This window comes from Lacipirellulaceae bacterium (assembly GCA_040218535.1).
GTDB lineage: Bacteria > Planctomycetota > Planctomycetia > Pirellulales > Lacipirellulaceae > Adhaeretor.
Window position 1 is genome coordinate 138,351 of sequence record JAVJRG010000005.1, and the last position, 19,274, is coordinate 157,624.

14 protein-coding genes are annotated in these 19,274 nt (G+C 55.5%); 4 read left to right on the forward strand and 10 right to left on the reverse strand.

Going from position 1 to position 19,274, the window contains the following annotated elements:
• Positions 1-199: 199 nt before the first annotated feature.
• Complete coding sequence (locus RIB44_00745; protein ID MEQ8615101.1) at positions 200-430, forward strand: hypothetical protein; 231 nt, start codon at positions 200-202, stop codon at positions 428-430.
• 88 nt (positions 431-518) lie between these two features.
• On the opposite strand, the gene RIB44_00750 is transcribed toward RIB44_00745, so the two are convergent.
• Positions 519-776, reverse strand: a complete 258-nt coding sequence (locus RIB44_00750; protein ID MEQ8615102.1) for a carbon storage regulator — start codon at positions 774-776, stop codon at positions 519-521.
• 809 nt (positions 777-1,585) lie between these two features.
• Complete coding sequence (locus RIB44_00755) at positions 1,586-2,920, reverse strand: chitobiase/beta-hexosaminidase C-terminal domain-containing protein (GenBank protein ID MEQ8615103.1); 1,335 nt, start codon at positions 2,918-2,920, stop codon at positions 1,586-1,588.
• Between the two features lie 626 nt (positions 2,921-3,546).
• On the opposite strand from RIB44_00755, the gene RIB44_00760 reads away from it, so the two are divergent.
• Together RIB44_00760 and RIB44_00765 are read left to right on the forward strand one after the other, a co-directional pair.
• The gene (locus tag RIB44_00760) at positions 3,547-5,373 is read left to right on the forward strand and encodes a DUF1553 domain-containing protein (GenBank protein ID MEQ8615104.1); all 1,827 of its coding nucleotides are present in this window, start codon (positions 3,547-3,549) and stop codon (positions 5,371-5,373) included.
• Positions 5,374-5,521: 148 nt separating this feature from the next.
• Positions 5,522-6,796, forward strand: a complete 1,275-nt coding sequence (locus tag RIB44_00765) for a DUF1501 domain-containing protein (protein MEQ8615105.1) — start codon at positions 5,522-5,524, stop codon at positions 6,794-6,796.
• 103 nt (positions 6,797-6,899) lie between these two features.
• Here the strand turns inward: RIB44_00765 and ychF are convergent, their stop codons facing one another.
• Both ychF and RIB44_00775 read right to left on the reverse strand, forming a co-directional pair.
• Entirely contained in the window at positions 6,900-7,991 is a 1,092-nt protein-coding gene (gene ychF / locus RIB44_00770) for a redox-regulated ATPase YchF (protein MEQ8615106.1), read from the reverse strand.
• A gap of 149 nt (positions 7,992-8,140) precedes the next feature.
• A complete protein-coding gene (locus RIB44_00775; protein ID MEQ8615107.1) occupies positions 8,141-11,056 on the reverse strand; it encodes an FAD-binding and (Fe-S)-binding domain-containing protein in 2,916 nt (971 codons plus the stop codon).
• A gap of 76 nt (positions 11,057-11,132) precedes the next feature.
• Here RIB44_00775 and cutA point away from each other — a divergent pair, with 76 nt between their 5' ends.
• Positions 11,133-11,447: a divalent-cation tolerance protein CutA gene (gene cutA, locus RIB44_00780; protein MEQ8615108.1), complete on the forward strand. Its 315-nt coding sequence runs from the start codon at positions 11,133-11,135 to the stop codon at positions 11,445-11,447.
• Between the two features lie 105 nt (positions 11,448-11,552).
• Here cutA and RIB44_00785 read toward each other — a convergent pair whose 3' ends face one another.
• From RIB44_00785 to RIB44_00810, 6 genes are all read right to left on the reverse strand, one after another.
• Positions 11,553-12,926 carry a hypothetical protein gene (locus RIB44_00785; GenBank protein ID MEQ8615109.1) on the reverse strand — a complete coding sequence of 458 codons (1,374 nt, stop codon included), beginning with the start codon at positions 12,924-12,926 and terminating at the stop codon, positions 11,553-11,555.
• Between the two features lie 161 nt (positions 12,927-13,087).
• A complete protein-coding gene (locus RIB44_00790) occupies positions 13,088-13,996 on the reverse strand; it encodes a sulfotransferase (GenBank protein MEQ8615110.1) in 909 nt (302 codons plus the stop codon).
• Positions 13,997-14,053: 57 nt separating this feature from the next.
• Positions 14,054-15,241, reverse strand: coding sequence for a glycosyltransferase family 4 protein (locus RIB44_00795; protein MEQ8615111.1), 1,188 nt, complete (start codon positions 15,239-15,241; stop codon positions 14,054-14,056).
• On the reverse strand, positions 15,238-16,146 hold the full coding sequence (locus RIB44_00800; GenBank protein ID MEQ8615112.1) for a sulfotransferase: 909 nt from the start codon (positions 16,144-16,146) through the stop codon (positions 15,238-15,240). The genes RIB44_00795 and RIB44_00800 overlap by 4 nt, the downstream gene beginning before the upstream one ends.
• The gene (locus tag RIB44_00805; GenBank protein MEQ8615113.1) at positions 16,143-17,327 is read right to left on the reverse strand and encodes a glycosyltransferase; all 1,185 of its coding nucleotides are present in this window, start codon (positions 17,325-17,327) and stop codon (positions 16,143-16,145) included. The genes RIB44_00800 and RIB44_00805 overlap by 4 nt, the downstream gene beginning before the upstream one ends.
• A 64-nt stretch (positions 17,328-17,391) precedes the next feature.
• Complete coding sequence (locus RIB44_00810) at positions 17,392-18,933, reverse strand: MraY family glycosyltransferase (protein MEQ8615114.1); 1,542 nt, start codon at positions 18,931-18,933, stop codon at positions 17,392-17,394.
• Positions 18,934-19,274: the final 341 nt, after the last annotated feature.

The window sequence follows — 19,274 nt, forward strand, 5'->3', positions numbered from 1 at the left end:
GCAGAGGCATGCCGCCCCCTTCCTGCGACGCTGTCCTCCCCTAAGTTACCAGACTTTCGTCTTTTGGCCGTGTGATCGGCTTGGATATCCAGTTTCGCCGCCCCGGTACGGACTACGGCAGTCCGCATGACGTGATGGGCAGCAATAGTCTAGGGTGATCGACAATCTGTTTGCACCCTCTAGATGAGAGAGAAACCCAATGCCAGACCACAAGCTCAAGAACGTGTTCGAAGCCATCCTGAAGTACGGGCACGACGAAGATTTTGCTCCACGAATGGACGAAGATTTTCGTGCTACGCAGGCTCCTGCCGGTTCTCGCGAGAAGCTGGACGTCCTCGCTGAACGCGTCCGTATGGGACAGCCCTTGTGGCATGAGGAAGACCGTGCCGACTACAGCGGCCTGACCGGTGCTGTTCGTCCTCGCGACTGAGCCTTCAGGCATTGAGTCCTTGAAAGCCATCGACTGTAACTTAAAGCCCACCCGAGCATTGCTTGGGTGGGCTTTTTATTGTTCTTGGCTACGCGACGGCTAAGCCGCAAGCGGCCGAGCAACAGTTGCCCAATTGGGGGAGCGATGTGTTTGCTGTCTTCTTGGAGCCGCTTTCAGGCGACGCGGCGGCCTCCTCAAGCGGTTCTAGTTCGTCTCGAAGCACTAACATATCCCGAGGGGCGTCGATCCCCAGTCGGACTTTGTCGCCGGCCAGCCGCACGACGGTGATGACAATATCTTCGCCAAGTCGGATTCGTTGAGACTCTTTTCTTGACAATACTAGCACTGGTGGAAACCTCCGTGTTTTCCCGTGACGGGTAGTTGTGTTTGAACTCTGCAATCTTCACTGAGTGCACGGGCGTCCAGTATACCTATCCGCCTGTTCACTGCAAGTTGGTTTTCAAAAAACTTTCTCACCGCTAGCACTCGAAACCAATTAGGCAGCGCTAGCGACACATTGCTCGATGGGCGGGGCTGAAACCAAGTGCGTCCGTTGCACACGCTCGCCTCCTGATCCATAGAACAGAATCGTATTTCTCTCAGCCTCCCAAACGGCACTGAGGCGAACGGCGCGCGGTCCATGCAGACAGAAACTGATTCCGCATATCTCGCTGCCTCGCCAAAGAGTTGACTGGCTAAGAGGAAATTGGTTGGGCCTTAGTTGTTCGATCTCGCTGAGGGTTTGGTTAATGAAGCTGCATATATCGTTGAAGTTAGAAAGGCTTTCGTGGCTTTCCACCATGACTGCTGAAACCTCGGATGGGTGATGGTCTTGTAGTCGCTCTCCTCGTTGCACACCAACGCTCGATCGTTGCTTTGGATGCGGCTAGCAGCTCTCTCAAAAAGACGCGCGGCCGACATGTTAAAATAGGAATGTTGGGGCTACCCTATTACTTCGGTAGATCTTGCCGCATTTCTCCATCAACGCGACCTGAATAGTTGCTTGAACTTTTCTGGTTGTTTTCCGGCAAGACTTTTTAGGAGACCGCGTGTGCGCAAACGCATGCGTATGCCATGTTGGTTTAAAAAGAGGGCAGCGTAATCTTGAGAGAGAACGATCCAAGGCTATACCAGCGAAGAGTGGTACGTCTCGAATCAGCCGAACACGCGCTCAAGTAGCTCGTCAGTCAGCCAGACCTGCTCACGTACGTCGACTTGATTGAACACCGCGTTTACTTCTTGCGTGTCGTCAGTTGCGCTCGCTGGGACGATTGCGGACTTCACGTGGCTTTCGCTTACAACTGGTTCAGAGAGTGGTTTCGCAATCAACGCGATAGTTTCTGATTCGGCTAGCTCGTGTCGAATCTGGTTATGTTCAATCGCTGCGTCAATCAGTTCAAGCCTTGTTCGCTCTGTCGTATGGACTTGAGCCTGCTGCACAGGCGGACTTGTTGCTGCTTGGAACTGTAGCGCCGCTTGCTGGGAGTTCTTTTGCCAAGTGAGAAAGTCGAGGCCGTCAGCGTCGCCATCTTGGTCAGCATCAGCGACGGCGCCGCTTGAGGTGCCGTAGTCTCCTTTCCAGAGGTTGAGGTCGGCTTGATCGACATTCCCGTTGACGCCGAAATCACCAGGCAAGTCTTGAACAAATGTAGCCGTCGTTAACGCCGACCATTGACCATTAAAGAGAGCGCGAGCCTGAATCGTTTGGCCATTGCCTGGCGTAATCGGAGAGTTGTAAACCTGCGCTGAGCTCAAGTTGATGCCGCCACCGATCGCACGCGGATCTGAACCGTCGAGCGTGTAATAGATTGCCCCCTGCGCTGCCGAAATCTGTAAGGCAAAACCTGAGGAAATCGTCCCGCCATACTGGTTGTAAGATGGCGCTGAAATGGTCGGGTAAAGCAAGCCTCCTTGAAGCTGACCTAGTACAAGCGAATTTCGGCTGCCGAAGTAGCTGCCGGTAATCGAGTTGATCTCGTTCTGCCAATGGGTCTTGTTGCGTGGCGTATTGCGGACTGAATCACCCCAACGGGCCGATTCGGCGATAATGCCTGGCTCGACCTGCGCTGCACGAGCCAAGATAAGAGCCTGACTCGCCGCAGGAGTCATCACCCCGCCGTCGAACATGTGTAGCCGTACGCGATCCGCGAAGGCGAGTCGATACTCAGGGCTGGCCAATAAGTCTTGGTGGAGGAACCCGGGATTAAACTGCGAGAACAGTCTATCGTTGCTGCTCGTGAAAGGCTCTGTGCGATCGATATTGTTGCTGAAGTTTGCGCCTAACGAGTGCTCGTTGTCGTGAATAAAGAACTGAAATCCGTGGTCGTTGGTCACTCGGTTGCGGATGCCGAACCAGTTGTTTGCCTTTTCATCTGCTAGAAACTGCGAAATCCCTGTATCGAACGCACCCGTGGAAAAATCGTAAGCATGTAGTCGGCAAGATTCTCGACATCGAGCAAGATGGGGAGGCGAAGCTATCAGTGCGATCATGCTCTTCGAGCCGGCTCCAAAAGATGGAAGTAAGCCCGACTGTAGATGGCAATTGATTCCCTGCGGCCGTTTCAGGAGCGCTTAGCAACTCACCCAATCGGCGAGGAGTTTACCTTTGTTGGGTGGATGAGGACTTTTGGCACGTAGCTTGCATAAGACTTACTAGCCGCCAAGCAGCGGCCCTGATTCGCCGGAACACGAATCATGGGGCCGGGACAGAGAAGAGGCACTGCAACTGGGCCGGCAAGAGAAGAAGCAGCAACCGCAAGACCTTTGAAAGCAATAGTTTAGGGCGTTTTTCGACTTAATTACCCTCCCCGTAAGTCGAGGAACTCCCGCTCAAAGGTCACGTTCAAGGCGGGTCTGGGATGCACCTGAAGAGGCATTCCCAGGCCCGCCTGTTGCTTTTGGTGTGTTGCAAAATTGAACACTTGGGCGATTTTGCTTCACCTCGAAATAGAACATTTGCGGTTTGCCTATCCTGATTGGCAAGTCGATCACTAGGCTCCAACTTTTAGCCGCGTTGAAATCTCAAGGCTGCGTTTCCAATCGCTTTTCAACTTCCTGTACGATAGAGGGTAGAGATAGCCAGCTCGACATCTCCAGAAAGCACTCGACGGGGCATTATGCGTTTCACTTGCCAGACATTAGGTCGCAAACACACGGTCAACCTGTTACGCGTCTTGTTGGCGACGCTAACTGGCTTCGCCGTCATGCTTTCTTTCGCACACTCAGCAAGTGCAGAGGATTCAGCTCGCGACTCCAGCGCTCAGTTCTCCAGCCAACTGATTGACGACCTCATCACGAGGGGTTGGAAGGAATATGGCTTCGCACCTTCGAAAGAAGCCACCGACACTGAGTGGTGTCGGCGCTTGTATCTTGATGTGCTTGGTCGCATTCCAACGGTCGAGGAACTAGAGAGCTTCACCAATCAGAAACGAACGGCTGACCGTGATGAAAAACTAGTCGAGAAGCTCCTAGGACCCGAGTACGTCGACGAGTACGCACGCAACTGGACCACGATTTGGACCAACACGCTCATTGGTCGCACCGGTGGCACGGATCGCCGTGCGTTAACGAGCCGTCCGGGCATGATGCAGTACCTGGAAAGAGTGTTGCTTGAGAACAAGCCCTATCACCTGATGGCTCGCGACCTGATCACGGCCACAGGCGATGCTCGGCCTGATATGGAAAACTTCAACGGGGCGGTCAACTTCTTGGTCGAGAAGCTCGATGAGAATGGTGTCCAAGCCACGGCGAAGACCTCCCAGATTTTCCTTGGCATGAACGTCCAATGCACTCAGTGCCATAATCATCCATTCAACGAGTACCAGCAAAATCAGTTCTGGGAACTCAACGCCTTCTTCCGTCAAACGCGAAACGAGATTGAGCGGATGATGGACGACGACAATCCAAAACCTTTCGCAACACTTATCGACGACAACTTCGGTGGCGAAGGGCGCATGTTGGGTGATCGCCGTCGCGAGGTCGTGCTAGAAATGCGTGACGGCAAGCTGGTCGATCGCGACGCGGCAAGCGTACACGCAGCACCCACTTATTACGAACTTCGCAACGGCCAAGTCCGCGTCGCCTACCCCGTATTTGTGGACGGCACCTCACTGGCGGAAAAGTACGCCGACAAAGGCGAAGACTACGGCAACAGCGGGGCAATCGAGCAGATTAACCGCCGCGCTGAGCTCGCCGAGATGATTCTTGATGCAGATCAGTTTGAGCAGGCCTTAGTGAATCGCTATTGGGCACATTTCTTTGGCCACGGCTTTACCAAGCCGATTGACGATATGGGGCCTCATAATCCTCCCTCGCACCCTGAGTTGCTCGAGCAATTAGCTCAAGACTTCCGGCGTTCCGAGTTTGACCTCAAGGGCCTGATTCGCCGCATTGTTCTGAGCAAGCCTTATCGACTCAGCAGTCGTATGAATAGCAGCAATGCCGAGGACGATCCGGCGTTGGGTCGGCCACCCATGTTCAGCCGTTTTTATGTTCGCCAAATGCAGGCAGAGCAGTTGTTCGATTCATTGTTGATCGCGACCGAAGCCGATGCCCAGGCTACGAGTGATAAGAATCGCGACATGATGAAAGCTCGCTGGCTCCGTCAGTTCAGCACGGCTTTTGGTAATGATGAAGGCACGGAGTCGACCAGCTTCAATGGTTCGATCCCCCAAGTGCTAACGCTCATGAATGGCGATCTCACAAAGAAGGCCATCCGCACGAAGGGAGAGAGCTTTCTTGGACGTGTTGCGAACGACACTTCTCTGAGCAACGCTCAGAAGTTTGAATATTTGTACAAGGCGGGGCTCAGCCGCAAGCCCTCGAAAGAAGAACGCAAGGTTTGCAATCAGTTGCTCGCCAGTCGCAAGGGCGATGTGGCTGGGACTTTGCAAGACGTGTGGTGGGCGGTGTTGAATAGTAATGAGTTTATTTTGATTCACTAATGTCGTGTCATTCCGACAGGTGTCTCAGCACCGGAGGAATCCGGTTCGTATTCTAGTTGGCTTTCAAAGCGAACAAGAATACAGACCGGATTCCTAGGTCGGCGAGCCTCCCGTCGGAATGACATGAAAACCTAACTCCTAACGAACAATGACCATGCACTCATCACCACGCACCTCCGGAATGTCCCGCCGTCACTTCATGTCACACCTGGCCGGTGCTTCGGCGCTCGCCGGGCCTGCTTGGGCATTCACCAATACGCTCCGCGCGAACGCGGCGACACTTAAGAAGAATCAGAAGTCGTGCATTATGTTGTGGATGGGTGGTGGTCCGCCAACGATTGATATGTGGGATATGAAACCCGGCGCGACGACCGGCGGCCAGTTTAATCCGATCGCCACCACCGGTGAATCGCAAATTAACGAGCTGATGCCGAAGCTCGCTGAGCAGATGAAGCACCTGTCGGTCGTGCGTTCGATGAGTACCCGTGAAGCGGACCATACCCGCGGCACCTACTACATGCGTACCGGCTACGTGCCGAATCCCAACATCGAGCATCCTAGCTACGGGTCGGTCGTGGCACACGAAATAGGAACGAAAACGAAGGGCTTGGAAATCCCACCTTTCGTCGCAATCGGCGGCTCGGGAGGCGGGCCAGGATTCCTGGGCATGACTTACGCGCCGTTCCAAGTCAATTCCAACGGTCGCATGCGGGACATGCAAATGGGCGTTGAGGATTGGCAACTCGCGGATCGGATGAAGCTGCTGAGCCTTCTGGAACGCCGCTTTGTCAATCAGAAACGTGGCCCCGCACCGGAAGAACACGCCAAAGTGCTCGAAAGCACTCTGCAGTTGATGACAAGTGAGCAGTTGGTTGCCTTTAAGGTGGATCAAGAGCCGCAAGCGATGCGCGATCGCTACGGCAACGATTCGCTCGCCCGCAGTTGCCTGCTTTCGCGTCGCCTCGTGGAAGCAGGCGTACCTTTCGTTGAAGTGAACTTTGGCGGATGGGACTTGCACCAGAATTGCTTCACGTCGCTCGAAGAAAAATTGCCTCGCCTGGATCATGCACTGGCGACGCTGACTCAAGACCTAAGCGAGCGTGGTTTGCTGGACGATACGGTGATCGTCTGCATGGGCGAGTTCGGACGCACTCCGCGTATCAACGAAAACGCCGGTCGCGATCACTGGGCACGCAGTTGGAGCGTCTTGGCCGGTGGCGGCGGACTCGCCGGGGGGCGGGTGATCGGTTCAACCAACGCCGATGGGACCCAAGTCACCAGCGAGCCCTACAGCAGCGAAGATCTAATGGCTACCGTCTGCCAAGCGATGGGCATTTCGTTGCAGACCGTGTTCACGGCGAACAACGGTCGACCGATGAAGATTGCGAACAGCGGGAAACTCATTGAAGGGCTTATTGCTTAACATCGCTGTTAGTTTTCAGTTTGAAGTTTTCAGTGTTTAGTTCTACGGAGCTCGTTTGCTTTGAACTTGAGACTGAAAACTGAACACTGACAACTGAAAACTCTCACACATTAAACAAGAAGTGACACACGTCGCTGTCTTGCATGACGTACTCTTTCCCTTCGACGCGCATCTTGCCGGCTTCGCGAATGGCTTTTTCGCTGCCGTGCTCTTGAAGGTCGTCGACGGAGTACGTTTCGCAGCGGATAAAACCGCGCTCGAAATCGCTGTGGATCACTCCAGCGGCTTGGGGGGCGGTGGCACCGACGGGGATCGTCCAAGCGCGGATTTCTTTCTCGCCTGCCGTGAAATAGCTTTGCAGGCCCAGTAACTTGTAGGCTGCCCGAGCTAGTACTGCCAAGGCAGGTTCTTCCAGGCCAAGGCTTTCGAGCATCTCGGCTCGCTCGTCGTCGTCGAGCTCGGCAAGTTCTGATTCGAGACTCGCACAAACGGGGACGACGGCCCCTCCTTCAGACGCTGCACGTTCGCGAACTTTCGTCACATGCGTGCCTTCACCGGCTAGGTCGTCCTCATGAACATTCGCGACATACAACACTTGTTTGGCGGTGAGTAGCTGGCACTCTTTGAACGCTTTCGCGAGTGCGGCATCATCAAAAGAAAGCGAACGAACCGGCTTGCCATCGGCAAGCAACGCCTGACAGGCTTCGAGGACTTCCACCCGCTGCTTCGCCTCCTTATCGCCAGTGCGAGCCGTGCGTCGTGCTTTATCGAGCATCGTTTCGACCGACTGCAGATCAGCCAACATCAGTTCCGTATCGATTGTCTCAATGTCACGAATCGGATCGACCCCGCCATCGACATGCACGACGTCGGCATCTTCAAAACAACGCACCACGTGCAGGATGGCGTCGACGGTACGGATGTGCGAAAGAAACTTGTTGCCAAGACCTTCCCCTTCGCTCGCCCCGCGGACGATGCCCGCGATGTCGACCAGTTGCAAAACGGCGGGAATGACCTTCTGTGTTTCGATGAACGACTCAATCGTCGCCAGTCGCGGATCGGGGACCGGGACCGCGCCGACGTTGGGTTCGATCGTGCAGAAGGGATAATTCTCACTGGCGATCCCCGCCGAGGTGAGTGCGTTAAACAGCGTTGATTTGCCGACGTTGGGAAGGCCGACGATGCCTGCTTCCATGGAATTTATGATTGATGAATGATGATTGATGAATTGCTGAGGCGTCGATTCTAGACGAACCAACCTTCAAGAAATAGCGGCCAGTTGTGAACCACGAATAAGTCGAAAACCACGAATCTGCAGCGCCATCCTTATTCGTGCTATTCGTCTTATTCGTGGTTCCTACCTGAAGATTTCGCTCGCACCACTTCGACCCAGTGCTTCGCTTCGACGCCCAGAAAGTCGCTTAGTTGTTGGCGGCAAGACGTGCCGGGGGCGACGACCGTGTGGCCTGCTTTCACGGCTTCTCGCACTGCGGGGAAGAGGCGATCCTCGCCGATTTGCTCTGAGAGATCGTAGTGCGAGTAGCCGAAGGACCCCGCCATGCCGCAGCAGCCGGCTTCGATCTCGGTGAGCGTTGTTCCCTCAATCGAATCGAACAGCTTATGCAAATCCTGCGTGCCAAACACGGCCTTCTGATGACAATGGCCGTGGAGCTTCAGCTCGACGGCATCGCACTCAAGTTCGATGCCTTCACTCAGCAGGAAGCTCTCCAAGAGCTGAACCTTCTCGGCGACGCGCTTGCCAGCAGCTTGATCATCGACCAGATCAGGTAAGTCGTCCGCTAATGATGAAGCACACGACGGTTCCAGGCACACGATCGGCAAACCTTCGCTGGCATACTTGTCGAGGTTCGCGATCGTCTCCGCCCCGTGCTGCTTCGCCTCGTCAACGAGGCCCACAGAAATCCGCGGACGCTGACAACAGCCGGCTCTGGCGAGGATGACTTCGTAGCCGAGTGACTGAAGCAACTCGAATGCCGCTCGGCCGATGTTCGGCTCAAGATAGTTTGCAAACGTGTCGTCGAAGAGCACAACCTTTCCACGCGTGACGTTGCTTCGAGACGAGCTTTGAGCGAGTAGTTTTTCCAAACTCTCTGGAGCCGGGGTGGGAAGCGGTCGTCGCGGATCGACACCGGTCCCATATTCGATGAGTTTGCGTGCCCCTGGAAGCTTTGTCACGAAACTCGCGAGCTTGCCGAATCGATTGCCATACTTGCGGAGCTGATCAGGAAACTCACCAAAGAGCTTCGCCGAACGTGGCACACCGTGTTGCTTGTAGCGCAACTGGAGGGAATCGGCCTTCATCTTTGCCATGTCCACGGCATTGGGACATTCGCTTTTACAGGCCTTGCAACTGAGACAGAGTTCGAGAACTTTGTGAACTTCATCGGAGCCTAGCGCGGCCAACGCATCTCCATCGAGTTGCCCACTCATGGCGAGACGTAAAGCATTCGCCCGACCGCGGGTGCTGTCCTGCTCCTCGCGTGTCGCCATGTACGAGGGGCACATGACGCCGGAGCCAACCTTGCGGCAGGCACCAACGCCGTTGCATTGCTCGACCGCTAAGCGGAACCCTCCTTGGTCGCCGTAGCGAAAGCCTGTCGGGATTTCCGGTGCCTTGTAAGCGGAGCCATATCGGAGCATGCTCGGGTCGATCATAGAGGGGGCATCGACGATCTTACCAGGATTCATCAAGCCTTTGGGATCAAACAGTCCCTTCACCTGGCGAAAGGCTTCGTAAAGCTTCGGTCCGTAAAAGCGAGGCACGTACTCACCACGGAGCTGGCCATCGCCGTGTTCGCCGGCAAACGCTCCACCATATTGAACCACCAATTCGAATGCTTCGTCGGCGATGCCCTTCATGTGCTCCTGATGTTCGCGGAGATGCAAGTCCAGCTCCGGCCGGAAATGGATGACTCCCACTGAAGCGTGTGCATACATGGTGCTGGCAACACCGCGTCGGTCGCAGATAGCTTTCAGCTTGTCGATGTATTCGGCGAGAACTTCAACAGGCACGCAAGCATCTTCGACGAAGGCCTGGCCTTTGACGGATCCTTTCACGTTGGAGATGAGGCCCAAACCGAGGCGGCGAGTCTCCCACACTTTTTTATGTTCGGCAGGGTCGAATAGGGTAGGGGAGTCGTAACAATCGCGGGAGTGTGTTCCCCAGACGGCTAAGCCGCGAGCGGCTTGTTCGACTTCTTCTTCATCGCCAGAGAATTCAACAATGAGAATGGCGCCGGGCTCACCGACGATCCAATCGGCCAGCTTGCGTGTCGAGGCGTTCGTCTTCGCTTCCTTGAGGACTTTTCCATCAAGCATCTCGATCGCTGATGGACCATGTTTAAGAATCTCCGGGACGGCTGCGAGCGATTCGATCTCGTCATGAAAATGCAGCAGGCACAGGGCGGTTTTCTTGGGAAGCGGTACCAGTCGGAGTTTCGCTTCCGTGACGGTGGCGAGTGTCCCTTCAGCGCCGACGATCAACGAACTTAGATTCCAAGCACGTGGACCTGCATTGTCGCGCGGGCCGATGGGCCCCGTGTAGCCGGCGCCGTCGACGAACTCATCAAGGTTATAGCCCGCGACGCGACGCATGATGTTGGGATAACGGGCGAGGATCTCCTCGCGATTGGCATCAATGATTGACTGAAGACCCTTTTCAAGATCGTTGTTCGAATCGGCACCGGGAGTGAACTGCGAGAGTGAAAGCGTGCGTCCTCCCGCGAGTACGACCTTGGTTCCCAGCACATGGTCAACGGTCCTTCCATGAACGACCGATCGCGTTCCCGAAGAGTTATTGCCAATCATTCCCCCAACCGTGGCACGAGACGATGTGGCCGGATCGGGGGCGAATTGCAGGCCGTGTCCGACGAGTTGCTGATTCAGGTGATCGCGGACGACGCCTGTTTCGACGCGAGCCCAGTTTTCGTCCGCGTTGACTTCCAAAACTCGGTTCACGTGGCGAGAGAGATCGAGCACCATCCCGGGGCCAAACGTCTGCCCGGAGAGGGCAGTGGCTCCGCCGCGGGGCGTGATTGGCATGTCGTAGGCGGCAGCAAACGCGAGTGCTGCTCGCACATCCTCTTGGTCCGCCGGGGCAACGACGCATGCTGGGGTGATTTGGTAGTGGCTCGCGTCGGTGGCGTGGATGCCACGGATCACCGGGTCGAACGAAACTTCGCCACGAACTGCCTCGCGAAGATCACGCTTGAGTTTTTCAGTGACTGGAAAGGTTTTCATGCGTCGAGTATACCATCGGCACAACGAAAAACATCATGCGAACAACATCATGCCGTCTTGCGGGAAGAACGAACTCATGACCGAATTCTTACAGGTAATGATCACTGCCGGAACCCGTGCCGAAGCGGAAAGCATCGCTCGTGTGCTTGTCGAAAAACGCTTAGCCGCGTGTGTGCAAGTTTCCGGACCGATTACCAGTGTCTACCGCTGGCAAGAGAAGATCGAGCAGAGCGAAGAGTGGAAGCTCACTGCGAAGACTTCACCGGCGCGATTTAAAGAACTCGCTGCGCAAACCAGCGAACTTCACTCTTGCGATTGCCCAGAGATCGTTGCCACGGCGATTTCCGATGGGAGTAAAGCTTATTTCGAGTGGTTGGCCGAGCAGTTGTAGAAACAGACTCAGAAGAAGGAGTTTCAATAAGACTTCAGCGTCTTGAGGTTCTGGTTTTGGGAACCCGACGCCGAATGTCTAGCAGATGCTCTCGCTCAGCTAGCTCTAGTTTGCGCGAGAAGGCTTTGACCGCAGGATCCGTCCGGGTGCTTGTGCTAGGTGAGGCTGCAGGCGACTGCGACCGAAGAGGAATCGACCGGAGTAAGCGAGGACAAGCATTGCGAGGAAGCAGAAAATGATCTGGTTCGTAAAGGTCGAGATATCCCCACGCGCCCAGCCAATCAGGTGACCGCTGGCCGCAGCCAGGAACGCAATCAAATAAGAGTTGTTCGGTTGGGTGATCAGCAGTTGGTCAACGAATCGCAGAGCGAACGCAGTTAGGAACGCATAGAAGACGAGCATGTGCAGCCCTCCTTCGTGGTAGCCGTGGCCGACGATTCCCGGGCCCCACGTCGCACGCGTATTGGCCTTGGCATCCTTGGGTAGTTCAAAGCCAAGACCAATCGGTTTGTCTTCCCAGATAGCACGCGGAATGGGCGTCAAGAGGACGAACTTCAGGGCATTGAAGGGCTTGGTCTCGACTTCGTTCCGATAAATGTGGATCGCAGTCAAGGAAAGTTGCGCGCAGTTCTGCCCTAAGAAGTGATCGGTCGAGGAACTCATCAGGCGCTTGGGGATCTCTTTCAACGCTGCGAGAGAACTCGACGCACTGCGATCTTCGGCAGCGACATTTTTAATGTCAATTCGGCTAAAGTGTCTAATCTCCGAATAGGCGGCGATGACCGCCATGCCACAGAAGCCGGTTATTCCTAGTACCATCAACGCGTAGCGAGGAGTTCGATTTCTCAGTGTTAACCAGTAAAGAGCAATCGGGACCACCGAAAGTACGCCGACCATGTTTCTGCGGCCACCACCAACAACAATGGCAAGCAAAACCGCGTAGAAGAAAGTTCCCAGCAAAATGCTCAGCAGGAACGGATTCTTCCGCTGCTTCCACCAGGCGACGAATGCAAAGGCAAAGGCAAAGATGCTTCCCTTGCCACCGACCTGGAAGATGACCTGTCCAATTCCCTGAATGTTCAACGGGAAAAGCACAGCTAGGCCCATTAAACAGGCGATGGCTACCATGCAGAACAAAGTGGCAGGGGATTGGGGAGGCCATTTTCGGAAGCGACGATTCGCCAATTTTGCGGCGAAATTCAATTTGTAATAGAAGAGAAACAGAAAAACGGTGAAGACGATCGCACCGACCATGTAGTCCATGTAGTCACGTCGTTCGAACTCTTTGACGCGAAAGAGTTCGGGCCAATAGCCGGCCGTGAGTCCCGAAATTCCAATGAAGTTGATGAGGCTCAACAACATGAAGTTCCACGTCGTGAGCAGATCGCTCTTGCGACGCAGGTAAGGGAGCAGAATCGCCACGCCGAGGACGAACATGTAGACCCAGCAGAACCAGACAAGTAGTCGTTCAGGGGGCATGATTTACCTCTTCAGGGGAACTAACGTGGCCGGGCCGGGGCCCAACCCTGAGTTATGCGATTCAAAGGGGGACTGGTAACCACTGTAAAGGTTGCTTATCTGCAGCCATTATAGGGGGTAATGCTGATTTACTTGGTAACATAATCAAGGAAATAAGTCGTCTAGCTGTCACATCCGGCAAAGTCGTTCCACGGGATGTTTCGTCCAAGCTCAAGCTGTCTCAGTCGACGAACATCTTCCCGGTAATACTGAATGAGTCGGTTGTGAAGTTGCTCAGATAGTTTGGGGGCTGACTGGCCGAAGAGCCGAGCCCAGCACAAGCGATCTAAGGCAACGTTCATGCGATTCGCGATTCTCGAAAGCGGGTCTTTGCGGCGCTCGAAGAACTTTCCGCCGTGCTTGGCTTTTCTCAAAAGGCGGTCGATTCCGTTCCAAAGGCGAAGTCGCGTCAGCGAATAGCTTGCCGCCATAGGGCGACTCCCTCCAGAGCTTGGCTGGAACGAACGCTCGACTCCGAGGAAGTCGTACAGCTCCTCGATGGTCTGCTGCCCCGCCTGCTTGATGTTTTCCAAAGTGACGACTCTTAATTGTTCCTCAGGGAAAAACTTGAGGTAATTCGCCAGGTGCTCGCCATAGAGACCAAACGTGAGGACCTCTGACGCTCGCGGGTACTCGGTGTATTGGCCGTCTAGTATTTTAGGCATTCCGACCTCAAGAGGCACGATAGGAAGGAAGCCGGTCTTCATGTAATGGAAGTAAGCTGAGACCGCTCGCGCTACGGGGTTCCGCAACACGGCGATCAATTTCGCCTCGGGCAAATGCTTTGCGAGGCGTTCAGGACATTCGGGGAGCCCAAGTAGGTTGGGCCGCTTGAAACCGACCAGTTGCCCAGCTTGCGCTGCTTGAAAATGACTCTCGAAGGCATCCATTCGCTCAGGCGAATAGAGCTCGCCCTCGAAAAAGGCGACTTCATACGGCGGCATGAAGATCTCGGGGTGCTCTTCAAGACACCGCAACACGTAGGTTGAGCCTGCTTTCTGGGCACCGATGACGACGAACTCTGGATGCATAGTGTTGACGATCGAAGTTGATGGAAACGTTGTTGGAGTCGTCGCTTGCGCGGTTGGTCAGCGATTTTTCGAATAGCAATAGCGGATGGCAGCCTCGAAACCATCGATCATGTTGCCGAGCGTAAATTCCTCGGTCGCCGTTTGCCAGGCGTTGCTCCCTAACTTATTGCGATACTCGGAGTCGGAGAGAAAACGCTCCAACGTGGACGCTAGTGCGTCGCTATCACCGTGCGGGAAAAGTGCCCCGTTCTTGCCGTCACGCAATGCGGCAATCTCAGGGTTGTGGCTGGCAATATGGCTGCCGGTGACCACAGGTAAACCATATCCGAAGGCATGCAGGAGACTCAGGCCGATATTCGCCGGGTAGCAGAAGACGTCAGCGGAAAGAAACCAGGCTGCCAGTTGCTCCTCCTCGTAGATTGCGCCTAGGAAGCGAACGTTTTGGGTGACACCGAGTTCCTCTGCGAGTGCTTTCAGGCGGAGCTGTTCGTCATTCTCTTTGCCAATCAGAATCACGTTGAGATGCGGGTGCTTGTTTCTCAGTTTCGCCGCTGCCTCGATCAACAGGTCGACCCGGTTGCCCGTTTCGAAACGTGAAACGTACAGAACAGTGGGGCCTTCGTTAAGTTCGTTCTCGTGCTTAAACGCTTCCAGTTCGTCCGGTCGGTCTAACCAGTGCTGACGAGCGGCTTGGACGGGTGCCTGGTCAAGGCTGTTGCATGCCACATAAACGCGATTCTCAGAAAAGCCCTCCGCCAGATACTGATCGGCCGCTGGCTGATTGTAGAATAGCAACGCATCGCTCAACTTGGCGATGCTCTGGCGGATGAGCCTTCGCGGCGTTGATTCGGCTTTGGAGTATCCGTGCCCCCAGAGGATCGTCTTGACGCCCGTGAGTTTTGCTTTCAGCAGCGTGGGGATTAGGCTGAGGTATCGAGCATTCCAGACAAGAACGGCGACATCCGCGTTGCGTTTGCTGACGGCTCGCCCCTGGGCGGTGTGCCAGAGGAGTTCGGTGCCAAGAAACCGATGCTGACCAAGCGGGACAAGCTCGGAGCGAAAACCCTGAGCATCCACGTTCGGGATGCCGTCCAAGTCACCGTATAGGAGGTCGAACTCGATCCCCTCCCGAGCGGCAAGTTCTCGGAACACGGGGACGCGATACTTCGCGAGCGAAGGCTGTTGAATAACTACACGGATCGTTTCGCTAGGGCACTGATCGTCGTTTTCACTCTCCGTGGTCATGGCTGGTCCGAGTGCTCCTTCGAGTCACAGGGCCATTGGTATCCGAGCCACAGCATCGTAGGTTCGATCCACTTGCGGAGAACGGTTAGGTCCTGCTCGGTCGCTGAGGATCGTCGGCCAGTCGCGAGTTTGGGGTTGATGATGCTTTGGAAGTTTTCGAGTACGGCAGGCTCTGGGTCGAGGTTTGCGAAGCGAAGAATCTCTTCAAAGGCGGTCAGATCGAGTTCTTCCAGCTTCAGCTCATGGTAATTCTCCGCAGCTAGTCGCAGGCCGTCGCTACGGGCCGCTTCTGCACAGCTGCGCCATTGCAACGCGGCGACTTCAAGAAGGTCGAGCTCTTTGACCATGCTTCTCAAGCCTGGAATGCGAGGCCCCCAAAGATTCTGTCCGACCGCTTTGCTTAAAGGCTTCGGAGCCATACGACGCAGAAGTTCCATGCTGTAATAAGGAACCTGACGGAGCTTCACTTCGCTGAGCCGTGACTTCCATTTGCCGGGCATCATCTGCTGTGTGCCGTGGCTTGTATTCTGCCAAAAGGCGCGGATCGAAAGGGAAGAGTCGATGCCGTTCCGGGTGATGTGAATCACTCTAGCGTCCGGTAAGACTTTCAAGACGAATGCGATCCTGACCGAGTTGCTCGGCGTTTTTTCCAAAAGCCGCGTCTTGCCGGCTTGGCGGACTTGCTGAGCGAAACGCTGGCGGATGTGGGCAATGACTTCGGGCCGGGCGTCTTCGGGGCGGAGGGCGTCTGACTTCTTGTCGTTGCCATAGCGCCATGTGAGTCTAGGCTCTTCGACTTCGCAAACGGTCGAGTGCGCACTGATCAACTGGCCGAGACGTGTCGTGCCGGATCGCGGAGCTCCGACGACGACAATGGGCTGCCGCAACAATTCGTCGTCAGTCATTGCGAAGCTCCCGCAGCCAGTGCTCTGCCGACCGCTTCTTCATACATTTCGACCATTTGTCCCGTCACGTGATCGGGAGCGAGCCAATCATGCACGTGCTGCCGACCCTGCTGACCTCGCGTGGCAAGCTCTTCAGGGTCGGCAACAAGATCGGCGATTCCTTTGGCCACCGCTTTTGAAGTGTTCTCGACAATCGTCGCGCCGCCGTTTTGCAGATCTTCCCAAATGTCGACTCCGTAGGTCGTGAGTACTGGTGTCCCGCAAAGCATGGCTTCGACCGAGACGAGTCCGAAGTTCTCCTGGCTAGTTGGTAGGACGAACAGGTCCGCCGCCTCGTAGAGCGACAGCTTCAAATCGCCACGGACCATGCCTAAGAAGTTTGAGCAGTCTTGCAGGCCCAGCTCTTGGGCCTTGTTCTTGAGCATGGCGACATAGTCTTCTTCGCCAGGACCAGCGATCCAAAGTTTGAGATTGGGATTTGAGTTCCTCAAGGAGGCGACCGCTTCGAGCAAGCGTTCGATCCCCTTCTTCACGTGCAGCCGACTCAAGAACAATAGATTGATTCCCACGGACGCCAATTCCGGGAAGTGTTCTCGCGCCAGTTCGGGCCCGGGCAAGTTTGCGTAGGCCGGAAGATCAACCAAACAGGGAACCACTTTCCAACGTGCGCCGGGGGCATGTTGGCTGGACTGACGCTGTTCCTCTTGTGCCGTGCAATGGACGAAGGCAGCCTCCTCGAGCAATCGTCGTCCGCCGAGTGCAAGGTAGAGTTTTTTCTTCCAGCGTTTCTGTTCGATGCACCAGTCGTCGAGCATGCCATGCAGGGTGATCACGTAGGGGGTCGCCATGCGTTGACAAAGCCCCCCGACCTGATGATTGCTGGGGACCCAGGGCGTATGCAGGTGGACGACATCGCTGTCTTGGAGGTGCCTGGACAGAGTGCGTAAATCTGCCGCACGCATGCGTTTGCTGCCAGGTAGCAACGACCCAAGCTGCACGACGCGAGGGCCGTTCTCGTTCGAATCGGCTTCTTTCCACTCGGGTGGGCAGTCGAGCGCATCGTGTGTGAGAAGCGTCACCGATTGCCCTGCATCAGCCAGCGCCGTGACGCCATCTAGGATCGCGCGCACGACACCACCATCTTCCTCAACCATCGCGGGAAAATAATGGACGATATGCACGCTTACTGCTCGCAGGATCGAGAAGAGTTGGACACGAGGTAGTTTGACGAGAGCCGCCTGCGAGTCACACGGATTCGGCCGCGGTCTTGGCTAAGGCGTGTCCTTCGCCGTTGGTTTCCTCGAGAGCTGGCTCTTCGGGATGAAGGGCTTCTTGCTTGTGGCTTTCGAGGAGTTGGATGATCTCCGCTTCGAGCGGCTCGAGCATCTCGGCGAGGCGTTCGATGGTCTCGCAGTAGGTCGAACCTTCTTTCCGCTCGCCAATGACTGTCAACTTGCCGACGGCATGGCCCCCGGAGATCAACGGTAGTTCGGTCCGCCATTGCTCGCGGCGTTCCGTGTCCGTGGGACGACGCCAGGTGGCGTGATAGCCTTCTTGCACGGCGGCTAGGTTGATGTCGAGACGCGCCTCGACCAGTTGCATTTTTTCGGCGAACTCGGTGACCGATTGCCAAAGCAAATTCCACTCTCGAGTGCCCTGTAGACGGAATGCCTCGCTACGGGCACTGTTTTGGCGAACTGGCTTAAGCAGGTTGTAACTGAGTGACTTGGCGCGACTGGCAAGCATGAGAAACTCAACGTGGCCGAATGCTTGGGTGAGAATCAGGATGCAAACCACAATTCCAACACCAGCGAGGGCAAGCAGATCGCTGTGCATCAGCATGCTCAACAAGGCACCAATGCATGTGACGGCACAGCAGACGGCAACCACAGCGAGGACGCGTGTGTTCGTGCCGAACTTGTTCATCAGACGGTGATGCAAATGGCCGCGGTCGGTGGCGTAGATGCTTCTTCCCGTCATTTTGCGACGCACGATGGCAGCCATTGAGTCGAACATCGGTAGTGCCCACAAGGCAATCGGCGCGGCCATGGCGACGGTGGCGGTCCCTTTCATCGCCCCTTCAATCGACAGCGTACCAACGACCAAGCCAATTAGCATGCTCCCCGCGTCGCCAAGGAACATCGAGGCAGGCGGGAAATTGTATTTCAAGAAACCAATGAGACCGGCGGCAACAGCGGCGGCTATTAGCGCGACATCCATGCGGATGGGGTTCGAGACGGTCGTGGCCATCGTCGCGATGGCGATGCACAGGATGATACCAATGGTCGAAGCAAGGCCGTCGATTCCATCAAGCAGGTTGAGTGAGTTAATCGCTCCCAGCAGCCAGAACATCGTGAACGGAATGGCAAGAACACCGAGCTTCACACGCCAGCCGAAGGCAACGAACTCGGGGATGACCAATCCCGAGGTGATCAGGATCAGCACGCCTAGAATCTGCCCAAGCAGTTTGTACTTGCCGGGCATGCCGTAGCGGTCGTCATAGAGACCTAGCATCACCATCCAAGCACCGGCGAGTGCCAGTGAACCCATCGTGGGCGAAATGTACTGGCGAATCTCAGGCAGAAAGAAAAAGGCTCCCGCGAGCGTAACGATCACGGACAGAAAAACTGCGAGACCGCCACCCAGGGCGACGTCTCCCTCGTGGTACTTGTGATGGCCATCCGGCCGATCGACGAACCCTGATTTCCTCGCTGCCCAGCGAACCAGCATTGTCATGAAGTAGCTGACAATGACTCCAGCACAGGCAATGGCGAGTAGTTGCTTCATGTTTGGTTAGCTTCCGACGATTCCTAAATGATCGAGGAGACCGAGCCGGACTCGGGGGTTTGAGTTGAATCCTTAGAGCAACTGGCGGGCCGTTTCTGGCCGAAAGTGCCATACGATGAGAGAAGAATCGCAAGAACACCCGATCCGGGATGATGCTCCAGGATCGGTCTTTTCGCGGAAAAACCCTTGTCCCGTAAGGGTTTGCTGCGATCTGAGTGTGCCTACTATCCCCTGCCCCCAACTTCACTGTTCACGGTACCAAATGCCATAGGCTTGTCAATGAAATGGTAGGCATCGCGGACGTTGATGACAATTTACAACCTCTTGCGGCATAACGCGTT